Source organism: Ruegeria sp. BJ5 (genome assembly GCF_056537865.1).
Genome location: NZ_JBQFSH010000001.1, coordinates 543,610 through 563,006, shown reverse-complemented (window position 1 = coordinate 563,006; position 19,397 = coordinate 543,610). Strand labels below are relative to the sequence as shown.

Here is a 19,397-nt window from a genome sequence, read left to right as displayed (position 1 = left end):
GGGAAGGCGACAGGACAATGGCGGATCTTCTGACAATGAACGACAAGAAAAACCCCGACAAGCAAAAGGCGCTGGACAGCGCGTTGGCGCAGATCGAGCGGCAGTTCGGCAAGGGCTCGATCATGAAATTGGGCGATGGCGCCCGGCAGGAGATCGAGGCCAGTTCGACCGGGTCACTCGGGCTGGATATCGCCCTTGGCATCGGCGGACTGCCGATGGGTCGGATTGTCGAAATTTACGGCCCGGAAAGCTCGGGCAAGACGACCCTGACCCTGCATTGTATCGCCGAGCAGCAGAAACGCGGCGGCGTCTGTGCATTCGTCGATGCGGAACACGCGCTGGACCCGCAATACGCCCGCAAGCTGGGGGTGGATCTGGACGAACTGTTGATCTCACAGCCCGACACGGGTGAACAGGCGCTGGAAATCACCGATACGCTGGTGCGTTCCGGCGCAGTCAACATGGTTGTGGTGGACTCGGTGGCGGCGCTGACGCCGAAATCCGAGCTGGAAGGCGACATGGGCGACAGCAGCGTGGGCGTGCAGGCCCGGCTGATGAGCCAGGCGATGCGCAAACTGACAGGCTCGATCGCCCGCAGCAACTGCATGGTGATCTTCATCAACCAGATCCGCATGAAGATCGGCGTCATGTTCGGTAGCCCGGAAACCACGACCGGGGGCAACGCCCTGAAATTCTACAGCTCGGTCCGCCTGGACATCCGCCGCATCGGCGCGATCAAGGACCGCGACGAGGTGGTCGGCAACCAGACCCGCGTGAAGGTGGTGAAAAACAAGGTGGCCCCGCCGTTCAAGCAGGTTGAATTCGACATCATGTATGGCGAAGGCATCAGCAAGATGGGCGAACTGCTGGATCTTGGCGTCAAAGCCGGAGTGGTCGAAAAATCCGGCTCGTGGTTCAGCTATGGGGATGAGCGGATTGGGCAGGGGCGCGAGAACGCCAAGCAATACCTGCGGGACAACAGTCGGGTTGCGCTGGAAATCGAGGACAAGATCCGTGCCGCGCACGGGCTTGATTTCGACATGCCGCCTGCGGCGGATGAGGATGATATCCTCGAAGCCTGATCGGAAGATTCGAGTGAAAACTGCCAAGGTGAGCCTTCGGGTTCACCTTGTTTCGTTTGCGGTGCAGCAACCCTGTGGACTATCGGCGGGCAGGGGGCTAAACCGTCGCGATAGATCATGAATGCGCGCTGAGAGAGCCCAATGCCCACGCTGAACGATATCCGCTCAACCTTTCTGAACTACTTTGCCAAACAAGGGCACGAAGTGGTCGCGTCGAGCCCGCTTGTGCCGCGCAACGACCCGACGCTGATGTTCGTCAACTCGGGCATGGTGCAGTTCAAGAACCTGTTCACCGGCCTTGAGACACGCGACTACACACGTGCCACCACGGCGCAGAAATGCGTGCGCGCCGGCGGCAAGCACAACGACCTGGACAATGTCGGTTACACGGCCCGCCACCACACGTTCTTCGAGATGCTGGGCAACTTCTCGTTCGGAGACTATTTCAAATCGGAAGCGATTCCGTTCGCTTGGGAGTTGATCACCAAGGAGTTCGGGATCGACAAGAATCGTCTGCTGACGACCGTCTATCATACCGATGACGAGGCGTTCGAGATATGGAAGAAAGTCGGCGTTCCCGAAGACCGGATCATCCGCATCGCCACCAGCGACAATTTCTGGCAGATGGGCCCGACCGGCCCCTGCGGCCCCTGTACCGAGATCTTCTATGATCACGGCGACCACATCTGGGGCGGACCTCCGGGATCGGCCGAGGAAGACGGTGACCGGTTCATCGAGATCTGGAATATCGTTTTCATGCAGAACGAGCAGTTCGAAGACGGCTCGATGCGTGAACTGGACATGCAGTCGATCGATACCGGCATGGGTCTGGAACGGATCGGCGCGTTGCTGCAGGGCAGCCATGACAACTATGATACCGACCTGTTCAAGACACTGATCGAGGCCTCGGCCGAAGTCACGCATGTGGACCCCTATGGCGATCAGAATGTGCACCATCGGGTGATTGCCGACCACTTGCGGTCGACCTCTTTCCTGATTGCTGACGGGGTCATGCCTTCGAATGATGGTCGCGGATATGTCCTGCGCCGGATCATGCGCCGGGCCATGCGCCACGCGCATCTTCTGGGCGCAAAGGATCCGGTCATGCACAAGCTTGTTCCGACACTGGTTCAGTTGATGGGCGCGCAGTATTCCGAACTGGGTCGTGCTCAGGCTCTGATCGAAGAGACGTTGTTGTTGGAGGAAACCCGGTTCAAGCAGACGTTGGACCGGGGGCTCAAGCTGCTGGATGACGAAGTGGCGGGCCTGCCGGATGGGGCGCCACTGCCCGGGGATGCCGCCTTCAAGCTGTATGACACCTATGGCTTCCCGCTTGACCTGACCCAGGATGCCCTGCGCGAGAAAGGTCGGACGGTTGATACCGCCGGGTTCGACACCGCCATGGCCGAGCAGAAGGCGAAGGCGCGCGCCGCCTGGGCTGGTTCGGGCGAGGCAGCAGATCAGGCGGTCTGGTTCGACATACTGGACGCAAGCGGTGCGACCGATTTCCTGGGCTACGAAACCGAAATGGCCGAGGGTCAGGTTGTGGCTCTGGTTGTCGACGGTGACCTTGTGGACCGTATCGAGCAGGGCGGATCCGGCTGGGTGGTCGTAAACCAGACACCCTTCTACGGCGAGGCCGGTGGCCAAGTTGGCGATTCCGGCAGCATCCGCCGTCTTGAAGACCGCACCCAGAGCGCGACGGTCGAAGACACCCGGAAGTTCGCGGATGGCAAGGTCTATGCACACAAGATCGTCGTGGACAGCGGTGCGATCGCCAAAGGTGATGCCGTCGAGCTCGAAGTCGATCACGCCCGGCGCTCGGCCATCCGAGCGAACCACTCGGCGACCCACCTACTGCACGAAGCGCTGCGAGAAACGCTTGGCGATCATGTTGCACAGCGCGGATCGTTGAATGCTGCCGACCGTCTGCGGTTTGATTTCAGCCACGCCAAAGCGCTGACACAGGCTGAGTTGCAGACCGTGGAACGCGAGGTGAATGAGTTCATTCGTCAGAACTCGACGGTCGAAACCCGTATCATGACCCCGGACGATGCCCGCGCCTTGGGGGCACAGGCGTTGTTCGGTGAGAAATACGGCGACGAAGTCCGGGTCGTCTCGATGGGCAAGGCCCAGACCGGCAAGGGCCATGACGGCCAAACCTGGTCGATCGAACTGTGTGGCGGTACGCATGTGCGCCAGACAGGAGATATCGGGACCTTTGTCATTCTGGGTGACAGTGCAAGCAGCGCGGGCGTGCGGCGGATCGAGGCTCTGACCGGGGACTCTGCATTGCGGTACTTGACCGAGCAGGATCGGCGGCTTGGCCAGATTGCTGCCGAGTTGAAGGCGCAGCCGGATGATGTCGTCGATCGCATCAAAGCTCTGCTGGACGAGCGCAAGTCGTTGCAGAACGAAGTGGCGCAACTGCGCCGCGATCTGGCGATGGCCGGTGGAGCCGGTCAAGGCGGCGGCGCGGAAGCCAAAGAGATCAACGGCGTCAAGTTCCTGGCACAGGCTCTGAATGGTGTGTCGGGCAAGGATCTGCCGGCCCTCATTGATGAGCACAAAGCGCGGCTGGGATCGGGCGCCGTTCTTCTGATCGCCGACACGGGCGGCAAGGCTGCAGTTGCTGCCGGTGTCACAAGCGACCTGACGCAGTCGATATCGGCCGTCGATCTGGTCAAGGCCGCCGTGCAGGAACTGGGCGGCAAGGGCGGCGGCGGGCGTCCCGACATGGCGCAGGGCGGTGGTCGCGATGCCGCCAACGCCGCGGCGGCCATCAAGGCCGCGGAAGAGGTTTTGGGAGGATAAGATGCCAGCACTCTGGATTGCACATGTCACGGTTACTGATGCCGAAGCTTATGGCAAATACGCCGAGCTTGCCGGCCCGGCCATTTCCAAACATGGGGGCACGTTCATTGCCCGTGCAGGACGCTATGTCCAACTGGAAGGCAAAGAGCGGCCCCGCAATGTCGTGGCGAAGTTCCCGTCGGTTGAAGCCGCCGTCGCCTGTTACAACTCGGCTGAATACCAAGAAGCCCTGAGCCACGCCCGGGGCGCAAGCGAGCGCGAATTGCTGGTCGTCGAAACGACCGAGTGAGAATCAACCTGAGCCGGTCTTGGATTGGCTCCGGAATCCGCTTTGGGTGACGCAACGTCAGCCAAAGTTGCGACGCCGATCCTGTAATTGGGCCGATAGTGTTCCGGTGATCACGTCCCGCAACAAAATTTCCCTCATACTTTCAATGAGTTGAGCTTTTTTGTGGCGGCGAAACTATGACGTTCTACCTCTAATTGTGTCAGGCTTCGCCATTTTCTTGCGCGGAAAAGGTCATATTGAGTTACGAATTTCCGCCGTTTTTTGCCGACAACCTGACCGAGGATTGCCAGAGCCAGTCTGTTAACGGATAGTTTCCAAAAGCAGAATATGGTCCTCAGAAGCGGCAGTCAGTCGAACGTATGGGATCGAGGGACAGGCATGAAACGGGTTTTGGACAGGCTCAACACAGTGGCAAGTCGCGCGGCCAGCAAGGCCACATTGGCTCTGGGTGTGTTGGGAGTGATCGGCGGTGCCGTTCTTGCGACAGAACAAGCCAGCGCTTCAGAGACAGCTTTCATTTCGGGGTTTTCGGCTTCGCCACCGCCGTCGGGCGCACGGACCTTGTGCCGCCAGTATGCTTGGGCTTGTGCGAACAAGAAGTCGGTTTCGCTGCCCAGCCATCAGGAACTGCGTCTGGTCAAGCAAATCAATGCCCAGGTCAATGCGACAACGCGTGAGGTCACGGATCAGGTGCAGTACAAGACGCGGGAGCGTTGGGCCCTGCCAACATCGCGCGGCGGTGATTGCGAGGATTTTGCGCTGCTGAAAAAGCGTGACCTAATCAAGGCAGGAATTGATCCCAACAAGCTTTTGCTGGCGACCGTCCTGGACACCCGTCGCGGACCTCACGCGGTTCTGGTTTACCGCTCCAATCAGGGTGATCTCGTACTGGACAACCTGACCAATCGGATCAAACCCTGGTCGGCCACACGCTATTTGTTCCTGCGGATGCAGGACCCGAAACAGCCCCAGCGTTGGGTTGGGATCTACGGGCGAAGCTAAGAAGCAACAGCGAATTTGAGTTTCTTGAAGGCTCCAGCAAAAAAGGGCGATGAATTCATCGCCCTTTGTCATTTGTATGCCAGACTGCCACTCAAACGTGGCATCACGACCAAAGGCGGTTAGTCCTCGTCGTTGTTGGCGTTGTTGCCCTGACCAGGGCTTGCGCCTTCCGATCCATTTCCACCGCCATTATTACCGTTAACGCCGCCGCCGTTACCGTTGCCGCCGCCGTTACCGTTGCCGCCGCTTGAGCTGCCACCGTCGCCGCCGCCCGAGCCGCCATCACCCGAGCCGCCGCCGTCACCGCCGTCGCCACCGCCCGAGCCGCCATCACCCGAGCCGCCGCCGTCACCGCCGTCGCCACCACCAGAGCCGCCGTCACCAGATCCACCGCTGGAGCTACCGCCGCTTGAGCTGCCACCACCATCGCCGGACCCACCGCTGGAGCTGCCGCCACTCGAGCTGCCACCGCCATCGCCGGACCCGCCGCTGGAGCTGCCTCCGCTGGAGCTTCCACCATCGCCAGAACCGCCGCTGGAGCTGCCGCCGCTTGAGCTGCCACCGCCGTCGCCGGACCCACCACTGGAGCTACCGCCACTGGAACTGCCGCCGCTGGAGCTGCCGCCGCTGGAGCTGCCACCGCCGTCGCCGGACCCACCACTGGAGCTACCGCCACTGGAACTGCCGCCGCTGGAGCTGCCACCGCTGGAGCTACCGCCCGATCCATCCGGGGGCGGTGCGGGATTATTGCCACCGCTCGAGCCACCGCTGGAGCTGCCACCACTGGAACTGCCACCGCTGGAGCTGCCGCCACCGGTTGGGGTAACGCCGCTTCCGCCAGAGGAACTCCCACCGCTCGAGCTGCCGCCCGAAGAACTACCACCCGGGTCCGAAGGGCCGTCGCCGGATCTTTGATCAACCGTACCAATCGACGCGGTCGGGAAATCCGTCAGTACGGCCGCAAAGGCAGGACAGGTCTGCAAAGTGCGGGCAAGAATGTCTTCGAAATCGGCACGACGCTGGATGTAACGCAGCATCCGTGCATCCACGACCGTACAGGCACACAGGGTTTCTGTGGAAACCGACTGCCGGGCTGTCTGGATCGTACACTTGTCCGCGGCGACAACAGGCCCGCCGGACATCAGAGGCAATGAAGCTGAAGCAAATACTATTGTCAGTAGACGGGATTTGATGCGCATATCGCGCCTCCTTAAACTCGTTAAACTCATCACCGAACAACCTGGCGATGACACACTTTGAACACAAATACACCCCTATCACGTCGCATTTTCAAGGGCAACACCGCGATAGCGATGCGGAATTAACTCATCTTATGAGCGAAATTGCAGGTAAAACAAAAGGGAAGCCATGAACCATTCATGGCTTCCCTGAGAAAACACCGTTTCAGATGGACGCAAAAATGCCACATTCGCGCCATTGTTTCCGACACGTTCAAAATCGAACGGACCGGGGGTCAGGCTGACTTGGCCATACGCTTGCGTTCGTGCGGGTCAAGGAACCGCTTTCGCAGTCGAATCGCGTTCGGGGTTACTTCGACCAGCTCATCGTCGTCGATGTAAGCAATGGCCTCCTCCAGCGAGAACTGGACATGCGGTGTCAGGCGAACGGCATCGTCCGAACCGCTGGCCCGCACGTTTGTCAGTTTCTTGCCTTTCAGCGGGTTCACCTCAAGGTCATTGTCCCGCGAGTGTTCGCCGATGATCATACCCTGGTACACATCGGTCTGGGGGCCGACGAACATCCGCCCACGCTCCTCCAGGTTCCACAGCGCATATGCGACGGCCTGGCCGTTCTCCATCGAGATCAGAACGCCGGCGCGGCGGCCGGGGATCGGGCCCTTGTGCGGTGCCCAGCCGTGGAAAACGCGGTTCAGAACGCCGGTGCCGCGGGTGTCGGTCAGGAATTCACCGTGATAGCCAATCAGACCGCGCGACGGTACATGCGCGATAATGCGGGTTTTGCCAACGCCTGCGGGGCGCATCTCAACCAACTCGCCCTTGCGCGCGCCTGTCACCTTTTCGATGACTGCGCCCGAGAATTCGTCATCCACGTCGATGGTGACTTCCTCGATAGGCTCCAGGCGTTGGCCGTCTTCCTCGCGGAACAGAACCTGCGGACGCGAGATGCTGAGTTCGAACCCTTCGCGACGCATGTTCTCGATCAGAACGCCCATCTGCAATTCACCGCGGCCCGCGACCTCGAAGGCTTCGCCACCGGGGGTGTCCGTGATCTGGATGGCCACGTTCGATTCGGCCTCTTTCATCAGGCGGTCGCGGATGACGCGCGACTGGACCTTCTTGCCGTCCCGCCCCGCCAGCGGCGAGTCGTTGATGCCGAAGGTCACCGTGATGGTCGGCGGGTCGATCGGCTGGGCGGGCAGGGCCTCATCCACCTGGGGCGCCACCAGCGAATCCGCAACGGTGGCCTTGCTCATGCCTGCGATGGTTACGATGTCGCCCGCTTCGGCGACGTCGATCGGTTGCTGGCTGAGACCACGGAAGGCCAGGATCTTGGTGGCCCGGAAATTCTCGATCAGCTTGCCGTCACGGCTGAGCGCTTTGAGGCTATCACCCGCTTTGAGCGTGCCGCTTTCCACACGGCCGGTCAGAATGCGACCGATGAACGGGTCGCTGCCCAGCGTGGTCGCCAACATGCGGAAGGGTTCATCCTTGCGCTCAGCTTGTTTGGGGGCGGGAACGTGGTCGACTACCAGATCGAACAGGGCGGACAGGTCCTTGCGTGGGCCGTCCAGTTCCATGTCGGCCCAGCCCGACCGCCCCGAGGCATACATGGCGGGGAAATCCAACTGGTCATCGTCGGCGCCGAGGTTGGCGAACAGGTCAAAGCACTCGTCCAGCGCGCGGTCGGGCTCGGCATCAGGCTTGTCGACCTTGTTCAGCACCACGATCGGACGCAGACCCAGCGCCAGCGCCTTCGAGGTCACGAATTTCGTCTGGGGCATCGGGCCTTCGGCGGCATCGACCAGCAGCACGACGCCGTCAACCATGCTGAGAATACGCTCGACCTCGCCGCCGAAATCGGCGTGGCCGGGGGTGTCAACGATGTTGATGCGCGTGCCTTTCCACTCGACACTGGTGGCTTTGGCCAGAATGGTGATGCCGCGTTCACGTTCGAGATCGTTGCTGTCCATGGCACGCTCGGCCACGGCCTGGTTTTCCCGGAATGCACCGGATTGTTTCAGTAGCTCGTCCACCAGGGTCGTTTTGCCGTGGTCCACGTGAGCGATGATTGCGATGTTGCGCAGGTCCATGAGGTCAGCCTTTGAACGGGAAGTTGCCGCGCGCATAACGCGGCGCGGCACAAGTTACCAGCCCTAACGCGCGATCAGTGGCCCGCAGTCTGCGAAAAGAGGTGGATGACCAGAATGCCGCCTAGAATCATCGCAAGGCCAAGAACCGCGGGCCAGTCCAGCCGTTGGCCAAAAACCACAAAGCCGATCAGCGCAATCAGAGCGATGCCAAGCCCGGACCAGATTGCATAAACGATGCCGACGGGCATTACCTTCAGCGTCAGCGCCATCAGGTAAAAGGCAAACCCATAGCCCACCGCCACCAGCACCGAGGGCCAGAACCGGGTGAATTGCTGGCTGGCCTGCAGTGCGGTCGTTCCGATTGTCTCGGCAATAACAGCGAGAAGGAGGATCAGGTAGGCTTGGGGCATGGTTCTTGAACCCTTGATGCATCTGCTGCGACGTTGAGCACAGAATTCAGAAACGGCGCAAGGAATTTCAGGCAGTCGCCCCTTTCGTTGGTTCACCTAGGGTCAGGTAAACCCGACTATGGCAAGGCCATAAAGCGTGTAAACTAATACACGTTTTCGATTACTTTTTTAACGAGTGTGTTTCATGACGACATTTGCAAAAACGGTCGTATTGGCTTCGGCAATAATCGTGGCGATTGGGTGGCTTGCTGACGGGGGGTCCGTCGATACTGACGCAGCCAAATTGGTTGATAGGTCAAGCGCAACAACAGTTTGAACGCCACGAATGAAACGAAAAAGGAGCCCGCGGGCTCCTTTTTTGTGCGCCTATTGCTTTTCGATCGCCTTCACTTTGGACCGGTGATCCGACAGCCTCTTGATCAGGAATTGCCGCGCCTTGCGCTCGGCCAACCGGACGCGGATTTCGGTAAGGAAAGCCTCCTCAAGCGATTGGGAGGCTGCGCCCAGCACGTCACCGACTTCGACGTAGAACCGATCCTGGCCGGTTTCGTCCATGACCTTCATCGTATCCTCGGCCAGTTTCGCCGCGAGAATGGTGATGGTGTCGGACATCAGCGTGTGTTCTCGGTCAGGCGGCGTTTGACGTAGTCGGTCACGTTGGTCATCAGCGTATCCATGTGCTCACCCTGGAAGAAGTGGTCGGCTCCTTCAACCTCGGTATGGGTGATTGTGATACCCTTCTGTTCGTGCAGTTTTCCGACCAGTGCGGTGGTGTCCGCCGGCGGTGCTACACGGTCGGCCGTCCCGTTGATGATCAGCCCGGACGAGGGGCAGGGGGCAAGGAACGAAAAATCATACATGTTCGCGGGCGGCGACACGCTGATGAAGCCGGTGATCTCGGGGCGGCGCATCAGCAACTGCATGCCGATCCAGGCTCCGAACGAAAAGCCTGCGACCCAGCAGTGTTTCGAGTTGTTGTTCATCGACTGCAGATAGTCCAGCGCCGATGCCGCGTCGCTGAGTTCTCCGACGCCCTGGTCATACTCGCCCTGGCTTCGGCCGACGCCCCGGAAATTGAAGCGCAGGACCGTAAAGCCCATGTTGTAGAACGCGTAGTGCAGGTTGTAGACGACCTTGTTGTTCATGGTCCCGCCGAACTGGGGGTGCGGGTGCAGCACGATGGCGATCGGTGCGTCTTTTTCCTTTTGGGGGTGGTAACGGCCTTCCAGTCGGCCTTCAGGTCCGGGAAAAATCACCTCGGGCATGTGTGCGGTTGTCCTGTCTTTTTCTCGCGGGCGCCGGGATATACTTGACGGTTATCGTCAGGCACCTTAGAACGGTTCTAATTGAGTATCGCAGCGTGAACACGCTGTCAGTCGGAGATACGCACTGACCGCGGCGACGTCAATGTTTTCACGCGGTTCACGCCGGAGGGATCGAGGAAATGAAGCTGTCCACCAAAGGTCGTTACGCAATGGTTGCGCTGGCTGACATCGCGCTTCAGCCCGCCGACACTTTGGTGACGCTGGGTGAGATTTCCGAGCGTCAGGACATCTCGCTTCCTTATCTGGAACAGTTGTTCGTCAAACTTCGCCGCGCCGATCTGGTCGCATCGGTGCGCGGGCCGGGGGGCGGCTATCGTCTGGCGCGGCCTGCGTCCGAGATTCGCGTGGTCGAGATTTTGTCGGCGGTGGACGAGACCGTGGACGCCATGCACAAGGGGGCCGGGGCTTCGGGGGGATCCTCGGGCAGCCGGGCGCAGTCGCTGACCAATCGCCTGTGGGAAAGTCTCAGTGCGCATGTCTACGTGTTCCTGCACCAAACACGCTTGTCCGATGTGATCCAGAACGACCTTGCGCCGTGTCCGGCGGTGCCTGGGCTGTTTTCGGTCGTGGATGATTGACCGGTGAGCGGATCGGGAATCTCGAAGGGTGTGGCCGTGGATGAAAAGGTGAGTCCATGAGACGTGTTTACCTGGATCACAACGCCACGACCCCGCTGCGCCCCGAGGCGCGCGACGCGATGATCGCGGCGATGGAGGTCTGCGGCAACCCCTCCTCGGTACATGCCGAGGGGCGAGCGGCCAAGGCCGTCATCGAAAAGGCGCGTGCGCAGGTTGCGGCGGCCTTTGGGGCGGATGGGGCCGATATCGTATTCACATCCGGGTCGACCGAAGGCGCGGCGCTGGCCTTGGAAGGGCACGACCTGCATGGCGCGGCGATCGAACATGATGCCGTAAGGGCCTGGACTGTCGAGGATTTGCCGGTTTCGAGCCAAGGCGTTGTTACGGTTTCCGATCCGGCTCGGTCCACGTTGCAGCTCGCCAATTCTGAGACCGGACTCATTCAGGCCTTGCCCAAGGGTCTGGCCGTCACCGATGCCACGCAAGCGTTCGGGAAATTGCCGATCGCCTTCAACTGGTTGGACGTGCAGATGGCGTTGGTCTCGGCGCACAAGCTGGGCGGGCCAAAGGGTGCGGGCGCCGTGGTGATGAAACGCGGCACCGATCTGGAGGCCCGGATTAAGGGCGGTGGCCAGGAAATGGGGCGCCGGTCGGGAACGGAAAATGTCATTGGAATAGCAGGGTTCGGCGCTGCGGCTGAAGCAGCGGCGCGGGATCTGGCAAACGGAGTTTGGGAAAAGGTTGCAGAACTTAGAAATATTCTAGAAAAGGCCCTTGAGGCTGGTTCTAAATCTACTATTTTTGTCGGGAAAGATCAGGATCGGTTGCCTAACACCCTGTGCTTTGCGACGCCCGGCTGGAAGGGCGAAACGCAGGTAATGCAGATGGATCTGTCGGGCTTTGCGATTAGCGCCGGTTCGGCCTGCTCCAGCGGCAAGGTGAAGGCAAGCGCGGTACTGACCGCAATGGGATATGACGAGGCCACGGCAGCCAGCGCAGTACGCGTTTCGCTGGGCCCCGAGACGAGTGAAGAAGACGTGCTACGTTTCGCCGAAACGTGGCTGGAAAAAGAGAAAAAGCATCGCGCGCGGGCCGCGTGATCTGACGGAGGGTGGAACATGGCCGCTTTGGACCAGACCCAGGTAAAAGAAGGTGTCGATCAGGAAACCGTTGACGCGGTACGCGAGGTCGGAACCTATAAATACGGGTGGGATACGGATATCGAGATGGAGTACGCGCCCAAAGGCGTGAACCCCGATATCGTCAAGCTGATCTCGGAAAAGAACGAAGAACCCGAGTGGATGACCGAATGGCGTCTGAAAGCCTTCGAGCGCTGGACCCAGATGGAAGAGCCCAAATGGGCCATGGTTCACTATCCGAAGATCGACTTTCAGGACCAGTATTACTACGCCCGGCCCAAGTCGATGGAGACCAAGCCCAAGTCGCTGGACGAGGTCGATCCCAAACTGCTGGCCACTTACGAAAAGCTGGGTATCCCGCTGAAAGAGCAGATGATTCTGGCAGGCGTCGAAGGCGCTGAGGATGCCCCGGCCGAGGGCCGCAAGGTCGCCGTGGATGCGGTGTTCGACTCGGTTTCGGTGGGCACGACCTTCCAGGCCGAGCTGAAGAAGGCCGGCGTCATCTTCTGCTCGATCTCCGAGGCGATCAAGGAACACCCCGAACTGGTCAAAAAGTATCTGGGCTCGGTTGTTCCGGTGTCGGACAACTTCTACGCCACGTTAAACTCGGCCGTGTTCTCGGACGGCTCGTTCGTCTATGTGCCGCCCGGCGTGCGCTGCCCGATGGAGCTGAGCACCTATTTCCGCATCAACGCAGAAAACACGGGGCAGTTCGAGCGGACGCTGATCATCGCCGACAAGGGCTCGTACGTGTCCTATCTGGAAGGCTGTACCGCGCCGCAGCGTGATACCGCGCAGCTGCACGCCGCAGTGGTCGAAATCATCGTCGAAGAAGATGCCGAGGTGAAATACTCGACCGTTCAGAACTGGTTCCCGGGGGATGAGAACGGCAAGGGCGGCATCTACAACTTCGTGACCAAGCGCGCCGATTGCCGGGGCGACCGGTCAAAGGTGATGTGGACGCAGGTCGAGACCGGCAGTGCCGTGACCTGGAAATACCCGTCCTGCATCCTGCGAGGCGATGACAGCCAGGGCGAGTTCTATTCGATCGCCATCACCAACAACATGCAGCAGGCCGATACCGGCACCAAGATGATCCATCTGGGCAAGAACACCAAGTCGCGTATCGTGTCCAAGGGCATCAGCGCGGGCAAGGCCCAGAACACCTATCGCGGGCTGGTGTCGATGCACCCCAAGGCCAAGAACAGCCGCAACTATACCCAGTGCGACAGCCTGCTGATCGGCGACAAATGCGGGGCGCACACCGTTCCGTATATCGAGGTCAAGAACAACAGCAGCCGGGTCGAGCACGAGGCCACCACCTCGAAAGTCGATGACGATCAGCTCTTCTATTGCCGCCAGCGCGGCATGGACGAGGAAGAGGCCGTGGCGCTAGTTGTCAACGGGTTCTGCAAGGACGTGCTGCAGGCGCTGCCGATGGAGTTCGCCATGGAAGCCCAGCAGCTGGTCGCGATCTCGCTGGAAGGCTCGGTCGGCTGATGGCGCGTACCAGCCAAATCAGCCAAGAGGCCAAGGTTTTCGAAACCAATGCCAAGGAAGGCGCACGCTCGGAGGCTTTCTGTTGGTTGTCACGTCGGGCCGTGTTGCCGGTTGTGTTGATTTGTGTGGGACTCATTGTTGCGGCATTCGTCAAAAACGGACCGATGGCTGGAAGTCTGAGTCTTCTGATTTTCGTGCCGCTGTTGATCGTGGTTTGGAGGCTCTGGTGGCGTCAGTTTCAGAAGATATGGAAGTATTGGAGAAGTTGATGGCGCGAAATCACCAAAACGGCATCCGCAAGGATAATTTGCTGACTTGGCTTGGCTATGCGCTGCCGGTTCTGGGCGGTTTGCTGGGCGTGGCCTATGTCAACGTCAACTACACCGATTTCATCAACCCGGTCTGGGCAATCGGCGGCGGGGCGGTCCTGGGATGGATCGCGGCGCGGCTGCTGCGCAGAGTGCTGGGATAGGGACAAACCGGGGCCGGCGCGTCCCGACGATACGCAAAAGGAAAAAACATGCTGGAAATCAAGAACCTGCACGTCAAACTTGAGGAAGAGGAAAAGCAGATCCTCAAGGGCGTGGATCTGACGGTCGAGGCCGGCAAGGTGCACGCGATCATGGGGCCGAACGGCTCGGGCAAGTCGACGCTCAGCTATGTGCTTTCGGGCCGTGACGGGTATGAGGTAACCGAGGGTTCGGCGACTCTGGATGGCGCCGACCTGCTGGAGATGGAGCCGGAAGAGCGTGCCGCCGCCGGCGTGTTCCTCGCGTTCCAATACCCGGTCGAGATCCCGGGTGTGGGCAACATGACCTTCCTGCGTACCGCCGTGAACGCCCAGCGCAAGGCGCGCGGCGAGGAAGAACTCTCGGCTGCGGATTTCCTCAAACTGGTGCGCGAAAAGGCCAAGTCGCTGAAGATTGACGCCGACATGCTTAAACGCCCCGTGAACGTTGGTTTCTCGGGCGGTGAGAAGAAGCGCAACGAAATCCTGCAGATGGCCATGCTCGAGCCCAAGATGTGCATCCTGGACGAGACCGACTCGGGCCTCGACGTGGATGCGATGAAGCTGGTAGCCGAGGGCGTGAACGCACTGCGCGACGAAGGCCGCGGGTTTCTGGTGATCACGCACTATCAGCGCCTGCTGGACCACATCAAACCCGACGTGGTGCACATCATGGCCGATGGCCGGATCGTCAAGACCGGCGGGCCTGAGCTTGCGCTGGAGGTCGAAAACAACGGTTACGCCGACATTCTTGCCGAGGTGAACTGATGGCCTTGCCCGATGTGAAACAATCCGCGACCGAGGCGCGGCTCGCCACGCTGCGCATGCCCGAAGCCGGCTGCACCCGCGAAGCGCGTGAGGCGGCCCTGGCCCGGCTGCGCGCCATGGGTCTGCCCGGGCGGCGCGACGAGTATTGGAAATACACGCGTCCCGATACGCTGATCTCGCCCGAGGTTCCGGTGGCCGAGGTATTCCACACCGACGAGCCGATGGTCTTTGACGGGTTTGACCGCTTGAAGATCGTCTTCGTCGATGGCGTATTCAGCCCCGAGGACAGCGATGATTTGACGCTGGAAGGCGTGAGCATCGACCGGCTTGAGGATATCTGCTGCAAGGACATCCACTGGGCCAAGCAGCTGTATGGTGTGCTGGAAGAAAGGGGCCAGACCCCGGTTCAGCGCCCGCTCGCGGCCATGAACACCGCCTTTGCGCAGGACGGCGTGGCGATCCATGTGACCGGCAAACCGTCCAAGCCGATCAGCCTGATCTATCGCCACGACTCCGAGACCTCGGACGCAATCCTGCACCACGTGATCCGCGTGGAAAGCGGCGCCGAGGTGACGATTCTGGAGAATGGCCCGGCGGCCTCGCGGTTCAACAAGTGCATCGAGATCGACATCGCCGATCGCGGTACGCTGCACCATGTCCGGGCGCAGGGCAGGGACCATCAGCGCCGCGCCGCGACGCATATGTTCACCCGGTTGGGCAAGGAATCCGTTTATAAATCCTTTACCCTGACCGTGAATGGTGTGCTAACGCGCAATGAACAGGTGGTCGAGCTGACCGGCGACGATGCTGTGGCGCATGTGGCCGGCGCTTGTGTGGGCGATGGCGACTTCCACCATGACGACACGGTGTTCATCACCCATGACGCGGTGAACTGCGAAAGCCGTCAGGTGTTCAAGAAGGTTCTGCGCAACGGCGCGACCGGCGTGTTCCAGGGTAAGATCCTGGTCAAGGAAGGCGCCCAGAAGACCGACGGTTACCAGATCAGCCAGTCTTTGCTGCTGGATGACGACAGTCAGTTTCTGGCCAAGCCCGAGCTTGAGATCTATGCCGATGACGTGGCCTGCTCGCACGGGTCGACCTCGGGTGCCATCGACGAGACCGCGATGTTCTACCTGCGCTCGCGCGGGGTTCCGGCCAAGGAAGCGACCAACATGCTGACGCTGGCCTTTTTGGCAGAAGCCGTGGAAGAGATCGAAGACGAAGCGCTGGCCGAGGACATCGTCTCGCGGCTGGAAGGCTGGTTGGCGCGGCACAGCTGATGCCGGTGACCACCGATATCGTCGCCTCGTATCGCGGGCCCGGTCGAGTTGTGCGTCGACTTCTGGACATGGGCCCGCGCGAAGACCGCGCGCTGGCCTTTGTCATGGCGTTCTGTGTGATTGGCTTTATCGCACAGTTGCCGGGCCTTGCGCGCCGTGCCCATCTTGAGGGGCTGGACCTGAACATGCTGATGGGTGGGGCCCTGTTGGGGTCGGTCTTCATTCTGCCGTTGCTGTTTTACGTCCTTGCATGGGGGACTCACCTGATTTCTCGCATGTTCGGCGGTGCAACCACGTCCTATCAGGCGCGGCTTGCGCTGTTCTGGGCTCTGCTCGCCTCATCACCGCTGGTGTTGTTGAACGGGCTGGTGGCTGGTTTCATCGGTCCGGGCCCTGTCCAGACACTGACCGGAGCCCTTTGGGTTGCGGTATTCGTCTGGTTCTGGTTTTCCGGGTTTTCTCAAACACGAAGGGCGCGGGCATGAACGCCGCATTTCTGGGACATCTGGCCGTTCTGACATTGGCAAATCCGGCCGAGGCGGCAAGGCGTCTGTTGGCCGGAGTACCCGGTCGGGATGTGCTTTGGACAGCGCTGGCATTGGTCGTTGTCCTGAACGCTTTGTCTCAATCACTGTCGACCCTTGTGTTTCCGGCGCTTGATCCATCGCTGGATATGGCGTTTGAACCGGTCGTGCAGTCGTTGGCGACTTCGGCCGGAGCCGTTCTCTTGGGCATCTTCGCGTTTCATTTTGTCGGCAGGATGATTGGCGGCACCGGCAGCCTGGACGGTATGCTGCTGCTGATGGTCTGGCTGCAATTCCTGCAGATTCTGGGCCAATTGATCATCTTCGTCATGGTGATGATTGCGCCGACTATGTTCCTGATCCTCGTATTGGGGATGAGCCTGTACAGCCTCTACATCAGCCTGCATTTCATCAATCAGGCGCACCATTTCGACTCGCTGGGCAAATCCTTTGTGGTCATCCTCATCTCGGGATTGCTGGCGATACCTTTCGTCCTGTTGATGACCCCAAGCGGGCCTGTTTAGGGATTTCGATCATGTATGACGTCCAGAAAATCCGCGCCGATTTCCCGATCCTCTCGCGTGAGGTGAACGGGAAACCCCTGACCTATCTCGACAACGGGGCCTCGGCGCAGAAACCTCAGGTGGTGATAGATGCAGTCACCAATGCCTATGCGCACGAGTATTCGAACGTGCATCGCGGATTGCACTACCTGTCGAACCTAGCGACCGAAAATTACGAATCCGTGCGCGGGACCGTCGCCCGGTTTTTGAATGTCGCGAATGAGGATGAGATCGTCCTGAATTCCGGGACGACCGAGGGGATCAACCTTGTCGCATATGGGTGGGCCATGCCACGGATGCAGGCCGGCGATGAAATCGTTCTGAGCGTCATGGAGCATCATGCCAACATCGTACCCTGGCATTTCCTGCGCGAACGCCAGGGCGTCGTTCTGAAATGGGTGGACGTGGATGCAAGTGGTGCGCTGGATCCGCAGGCTGTGATCGACGCCATCGGGCCCAAGACCAAACTGGTGGCGGTGACCCAGTGTTCCAACGTTCTGGGTACCGTGGTTGACGTAAAGACGATTACCGAAGGCGCCCATGCCAAAGGCGTGCCTGTGCTGGTCGACGGAAGCCAGGGCGCGGTTCACATGCCGGTGGATCTGCAGGATATCGGGTGTGATTTCTACGCTATCACCGGGCACAAGCTGTACGGCCCCTCGGGATCTGGCGCGATCTTCATCAAATCGGAACGCATGGCCGAGATGCGCCCCTTCATCGGAGGAGGCGATATGATCAAGGAGGTGTCGAAAGACACGGTGATCTACAACGATCCGCCGATGAAATTCGAAGCCGGCACTCCGGGTATCGTCCAGACAATCGGCATGGGCGTTGCGCTCGACTACATGATGGGTTTGGGGATGGATAATATCGCGGCCCATGAGGCGGGCTTGCGCGACTACGCAATGCAGCGCCTGACCGGGCTGAACTGGCTGCAGGTTCAGGGGACGACGCCCGACAAGGCTGCTATCTTCAGCTTTACGCTGGATGGTGCGGGCCACGCGCACGACGTATCCACCATTCTCGACAAGAAGGGCGTCGCGGTTCGGGCGGGGCACCATTGCGCCGGACCGTTGATGGATCATCTCGGGGTTACGGCCACCTGCCGCGCGAGTTTTGGTTTGTACAACACAACCGATGAGGTCGACAAGCTGATCGATGCGCTGGAACTGGCGCACGAATTGTTTGCCTGATTGTTCGTCGCTAAACCGCATTCCGACATGCAAAATCCAGTTGCACCCGGATCGGAACAAGGTTAGCTAACGGCCAACGCACCTGTAGCTCAGCTGGATAGAGCGCTGCCCTCCGAAGGCAGAGGCCAGAGGTTCGAATCCTCTCAGGTGCGCCACTTTCTGTCAGAATTTCAAGGCGTAGCGCTTCTGCGCCTGTGTCCGCCACTGCCGGATGGGCGCTGCGCAGCAAAAAGCCCCGGGCAGTGATGCGCCGGGGCCTTTTGCGGGGTTGGTGAGTGGTAGTGTATTAGCCGCGCCAGGAGCGAACGTCGCCGCAATCCATGTGCACGAAATTTGATCCATAGTACTGGCCGACACCGCCGGCACGGCACGAAATGGCTGCCTTGGCCATCTGTGAGACCGAGCGGGAGGCAAGCCGCAGATCCGCAGCCTGGCCTTTGACGTGGAGAGAGTTCTTGGCGACACCGCGCGACCGGCGGCGCAGCATGGCGTTGGTCTGCGGAGAGCGGTAGCCCGACAACAGCATGTAGGGCTCGTTCACATCCAGAAGGTTGTGGGCCGCGGCCATGATGTCGATCGTCCGCAGATCCATGTCCTTTGACTGATCGGTGCGCCAGTCACGCATGAAGTGGTTGATTTCCTTGACTGCGTCTTTGACGTATTTGCCATCGACCCAGTAGATCATGTCCAAACGCTCGCCGGTACGACCCGAATACATACGGATCCTGCGGATGTCTCCACCCCCGCGAAGGAAGCCTGCTGCGTTTGAGTAGGTTGGTGCTGCAACAACTGCCGTTGCCGCGAATGCGCCCAATAGGGCACGCCGGGTCATCCCCGAGGTACTGCTCTTGGTCATAGCGTGTTTCGTCCCGTACAGTTCCTGCCTGCACACGATGTTACGTGCGCTTTCTTAATTCTTTCCCATCCCAGATGCGGATTTTATGCCACAGAGGGATTCTTGCGCCAAGTGATCTTTTGGTCTTGTGCCTTCTTACGGGGAATTTTCGGCGAAAATCTGCGCAAGTGACAAAAAATGTGGCGAACAGGCCTGAATCCCTTTCGTTTTTTTCCAGACGATGCAAACGCGCATCAGGGGGCCAGCGGTGTGATGTGCTGTTGGAAATGTGAGT

At 60.0% G+C, this 19,397-nt stretch carries 20 protein-coding genes and 1 tRNA gene; 15 read left to right on the top strand and 6 right to left on the bottom strand.

What is annotated here, in order from left to right; all coding sequences use genetic code 11:
- Positions 1-17 precede the first annotated feature (17 nt).
- From recA to ACR0NY_RS02810, 4 genes are all read left to right on the top strand, one after another.
- Positions 18-1,082 (top strand): recombinase RecA, encoded by a 1,065-nt coding sequence (gene recA / locus ACR0NY_RS02825; protein ID WP_170338550.1) that lies wholly within the window; start codon positions 18-20, stop codon positions 1,080-1,082.
- 141 nt (positions 1,083-1,223) lie between these two features.
- Positions 1,224-3,896 carry an alanine--tRNA ligase gene (gene alaS / locus ACR0NY_RS02820; protein WP_170359206.1) on the top strand — a complete coding sequence of 891 codons (2,673 nt, stop codon included), beginning with the start codon at positions 1,224-1,226 and terminating at the stop codon, positions 3,894-3,896.
- A 1-nt stretch (position 3,897) separates the two neighbouring features.
- Positions 3,898-4,185 (top strand): DUF1330 domain-containing protein, encoded by a 288-nt coding sequence (locus tag ACR0NY_RS02815; protein WP_093962104.1) that lies wholly within the window; start codon positions 3,898-3,900, stop codon positions 4,183-4,185.
- 378 nt (positions 4,186-4,563) lie between these two features.
- Positions 4,564-5,187 (top strand): transglutaminase-like cysteine peptidase, encoded by a 624-nt coding sequence (locus tag ACR0NY_RS02810; protein ID WP_170368457.1) that lies wholly within the window; start codon positions 4,564-4,566, stop codon positions 5,185-5,187.
- Positions 5,188-5,306: 119 nt separating this feature from the next.
- Here ACR0NY_RS02810 and ACR0NY_RS02805 read toward each other — a convergent pair whose 3' ends face one another.
- The 5 genes from ACR0NY_RS02805 to ACR0NY_RS02785 all read right to left on the bottom strand — a co-directional run bounded on the left by ACR0NY_RS02805 (position 5,307) and on the right by ACR0NY_RS02785 (position 10,154).
- Positions 5,307-6,224 (bottom strand): hypothetical protein, encoded by a 918-nt coding sequence (locus ACR0NY_RS02805; protein WP_170367669.1) that lies wholly within the window; start codon positions 6,222-6,224, stop codon positions 5,307-5,309.
- 437 nt (positions 6,225-6,661) lie between these two features.
- Positions 6,662-8,479, bottom strand: a complete 1,818-nt coding sequence (gene typA / locus ACR0NY_RS02800; protein ID WP_170338557.1) for a translational GTPase TypA — start codon at positions 8,477-8,479, stop codon at positions 6,662-6,664.
- Positions 8,480-8,553: 74 nt separating this feature from the next.
- A complete protein-coding gene (locus ACR0NY_RS02795) occupies positions 8,554-8,889 on the bottom strand; it encodes a DMT family transporter (RefSeq protein ID WP_170368456.1) in 336 nt (111 codons plus the stop codon).
- 366 nt (positions 8,890-9,255) lie between these two features.
- Entirely contained in the window at positions 9,256-9,501 is a 246-nt protein-coding gene (locus ACR0NY_RS02790) for a hypothetical protein (protein WP_093962100.1), read from the bottom strand.
- Positions 9,501-10,154: an alpha/beta hydrolase gene (locus ACR0NY_RS02785; protein WP_093962099.1), complete on the bottom strand. Its 654-nt coding sequence runs from the start codon at positions 10,152-10,154 to the stop codon at positions 9,501-9,503. The genes ACR0NY_RS02790 and ACR0NY_RS02785 overlap by 1 nt, the downstream gene beginning before the upstream one ends.
- A gap of 179 nt (positions 10,155-10,333) precedes the next feature.
- Between ACR0NY_RS02785 and iscR the strand changes: the two genes are divergently transcribed.
- The 11 genes from iscR to ACR0NY_RS02730 all read left to right on the top strand — a co-directional run bounded on the left by iscR (position 10,334) and on the right by ACR0NY_RS02730 (position 18,422).
- Positions 10,334-10,792 (top strand): Fe-S cluster assembly transcriptional regulator IscR, encoded by a 459-nt coding sequence (iscR, locus tag ACR0NY_RS02780; protein WP_093962098.1) that lies wholly within the window; start codon positions 10,334-10,336, stop codon positions 10,790-10,792.
- Between the two features lie 56 nt (positions 10,793-10,848).
- Positions 10,849-11,892, top strand: coding sequence for a cysteine desulfurase family protein (locus ACR0NY_RS02775; RefSeq protein ID WP_170338559.1), 1,044 nt, complete (start codon positions 10,849-10,851; stop codon positions 11,890-11,892).
- Positions 11,893-11,910: 18 nt separating this feature from the next.
- Entirely contained in the window at positions 11,911-13,431 is a 1,521-nt protein-coding gene (gene sufB / locus ACR0NY_RS02770; RefSeq protein ID WP_170338561.1) for a Fe-S cluster assembly protein SufB, read from the top strand.
- Positions 13,431-13,700 (top strand): hypothetical protein, encoded by a 270-nt coding sequence (locus ACR0NY_RS02765; RefSeq protein WP_170338563.1) that lies wholly within the window; start codon positions 13,431-13,433, stop codon positions 13,698-13,700. The genes sufB and ACR0NY_RS02765 overlap by 1 nt, the downstream gene beginning before the upstream one ends.
- A complete protein-coding gene (locus tag ACR0NY_RS02760; RefSeq protein WP_170338565.1) occupies positions 13,700-13,903 on the top strand; it encodes a hypothetical protein in 204 nt (67 codons plus the stop codon). Before ACR0NY_RS02765 ends, ACR0NY_RS02760 begins: the two co-directional genes overlap by 1 nt.
- Before the next feature lie 48 nt (positions 13,904-13,951).
- A complete protein-coding gene (gene sufC, locus ACR0NY_RS02755; RefSeq protein ID WP_170357887.1) occupies positions 13,952-14,707 on the top strand; it encodes a Fe-S cluster assembly ATPase SufC in 756 nt (251 codons plus the stop codon).
- On the top strand, positions 14,707-15,987 hold the full coding sequence (sufD, locus tag ACR0NY_RS02750; RefSeq protein ID WP_093962093.1) for a Fe-S cluster assembly protein SufD: 1,281 nt from the start codon (positions 14,707-14,709) through the stop codon (positions 15,985-15,987). The genes sufC and sufD overlap by 1 nt, the downstream gene beginning before the upstream one ends.
- Complete coding sequence (locus ACR0NY_RS02745) at positions 15,987-16,472, top strand: YIP1 family protein (protein ID WP_093962092.1); 486 nt, start codon at positions 15,987-15,989, stop codon at positions 16,470-16,472. Before sufD ends, ACR0NY_RS02745 begins: the two co-directional genes overlap by 1 nt.
- Positions 16,469-17,035, top strand: coding sequence for a Yip1 family protein (locus ACR0NY_RS02740; RefSeq protein WP_170368455.1), 567 nt, complete (start codon positions 16,469-16,471; stop codon positions 17,033-17,035). Before ACR0NY_RS02745 ends, ACR0NY_RS02740 begins: the two co-directional genes overlap by 4 nt.
- An 11-nt stretch (positions 17,036-17,046) precedes the next feature.
- Positions 17,047-18,267: a cysteine desulfurase gene (locus tag ACR0NY_RS02735; protein ID WP_170368454.1), complete on the top strand. Its 1,221-nt coding sequence runs from the start codon at positions 17,047-17,049 to the stop codon at positions 18,265-18,267.
- Between the two features lie 78 nt (positions 18,268-18,345).
- A tRNA-Arg gene (locus ACR0NY_RS02730) sits at positions 18,346-18,422 on the top strand.
- 131 nt (positions 18,423-18,553) lie between these two features.
- Here the strand turns inward: ACR0NY_RS02730 and mepK are convergent.
- A complete protein-coding gene (mepK, locus tag ACR0NY_RS02725; RefSeq protein ID WP_170338571.1) occupies positions 18,554-19,123 on the bottom strand; it encodes a peptidoglycan L,D-endopeptidase MepK in 570 nt (189 codons plus the stop codon).
- Positions 19,124-19,397 lie beyond the last annotated feature (274 nt).

What these genes read in the sequence shown, in the direction of transcription:
- recA (WP_170338550.1), top strand. Translation starts at nt 18, where the DNA reads ATGGCGGATCTTCTGACAATGAACGACAAGAAAAACCCCGACAAGCAA.
- alaS (WP_170359206.1), top strand. Translation starts at nt 1,224, where the DNA reads ATGCCCACGCTGAACGATATCCGCTCAACCTTTCTGAACTACTTTGCC.
- ACR0NY_RS02815 (WP_093962104.1), top strand. Translation starts at nt 3,898, where the DNA reads ATGCCAGCACTCTGGATTGCACATGTCACGGTTACTGATGCCGAAGCT.
- ACR0NY_RS02810 (WP_170368457.1), top strand. Translation starts at nt 4,564, where the DNA reads ATGAAACGGGTTTTGGACAGGCTCAACACAGTGGCAAGTCGCGCGGCC.
- ACR0NY_RS02805 (WP_170367669.1), bottom strand. Translation starts at nt 6,224, where the DNA reads ATGCTGCGTTACATCCAGCGTCGTGCCGATTTCGAAGACATTCTTGCC.
- typA (WP_170338557.1), bottom strand. Translation starts at nt 8,479, where the DNA reads ATGGACCTGCGCAACATCGCAATCATCGCTCACGTGGACCACGGCAAA.
- ACR0NY_RS02795 (WP_170368456.1), bottom strand. Translation starts at nt 8,889, where the DNA reads ATGCCCCAAGCCTACCTGATCCTCCTTCTCGCTGTTATTGCCGAGACA.
- ACR0NY_RS02790 (WP_093962100.1), bottom strand. Translation starts at nt 9,501, where the DNA reads ATGTCCGACACCATCACCATTCTCGCGGCGAAACTGGCCGAGGATACG.
- ACR0NY_RS02785 (WP_093962099.1), bottom strand. Translation starts at nt 10,154, where the DNA reads ATGCCCGAGGTGATTTTTCCCGGACCTGAAGGCCGACTGGAAGGCCGT.
- iscR (WP_093962098.1), top strand. Translation starts at nt 10,334, where the DNA reads ATGAAGCTGTCCACCAAAGGTCGTTACGCAATGGTTGCGCTGGCTGAC.
- ACR0NY_RS02775 (WP_170338559.1), top strand. Translation starts at nt 10,849, where the DNA reads ATGAGACGTGTTTACCTGGATCACAACGCCACGACCCCGCTGCGCCCC.
- sufB (WP_170338561.1), top strand. Translation starts at nt 11,911, where the DNA reads ATGGCCGCTTTGGACCAGACCCAGGTAAAAGAAGGTGTCGATCAGGAA.
- ACR0NY_RS02765 (WP_170338563.1), top strand. Translation starts at nt 13,431, where the DNA reads ATGGCGCGTACCAGCCAAATCAGCCAAGAGGCCAAGGTTTTCGAAACC.
- ACR0NY_RS02760 (WP_170338565.1), top strand. Translation starts at nt 13,700, where the DNA reads ATGGCGCGAAATCACCAAAACGGCATCCGCAAGGATAATTTGCTGACT.
- sufC (WP_170357887.1), top strand. Translation starts at nt 13,952, where the DNA reads ATGCTGGAAATCAAGAACCTGCACGTCAAACTTGAGGAAGAGGAAAAG.
- sufD (WP_093962093.1), top strand. Translation starts at nt 14,707, where the DNA reads ATGGCCTTGCCCGATGTGAAACAATCCGCGACCGAGGCGCGGCTCGCC.
- ACR0NY_RS02745 (WP_093962092.1), top strand. Translation starts at nt 15,987, where the DNA reads ATGCCGGTGACCACCGATATCGTCGCCTCGTATCGCGGGCCCGGTCGA.
- ACR0NY_RS02740 (WP_170368455.1), top strand. Translation starts at nt 16,469, where the DNA reads ATGAACGCCGCATTTCTGGGACATCTGGCCGTTCTGACATTGGCAAAT.
- ACR0NY_RS02735 (WP_170368454.1), top strand. Translation starts at nt 17,047, where the DNA reads ATGTATGACGTCCAGAAAATCCGCGCCGATTTCCCGATCCTCTCGCGT.
- mepK (WP_170338571.1), bottom strand. Translation starts at nt 19,123, where the DNA reads ATGACCAAGAGCAGTACCTCGGGGATGACCCGGCGTGCCCTATTGGGC.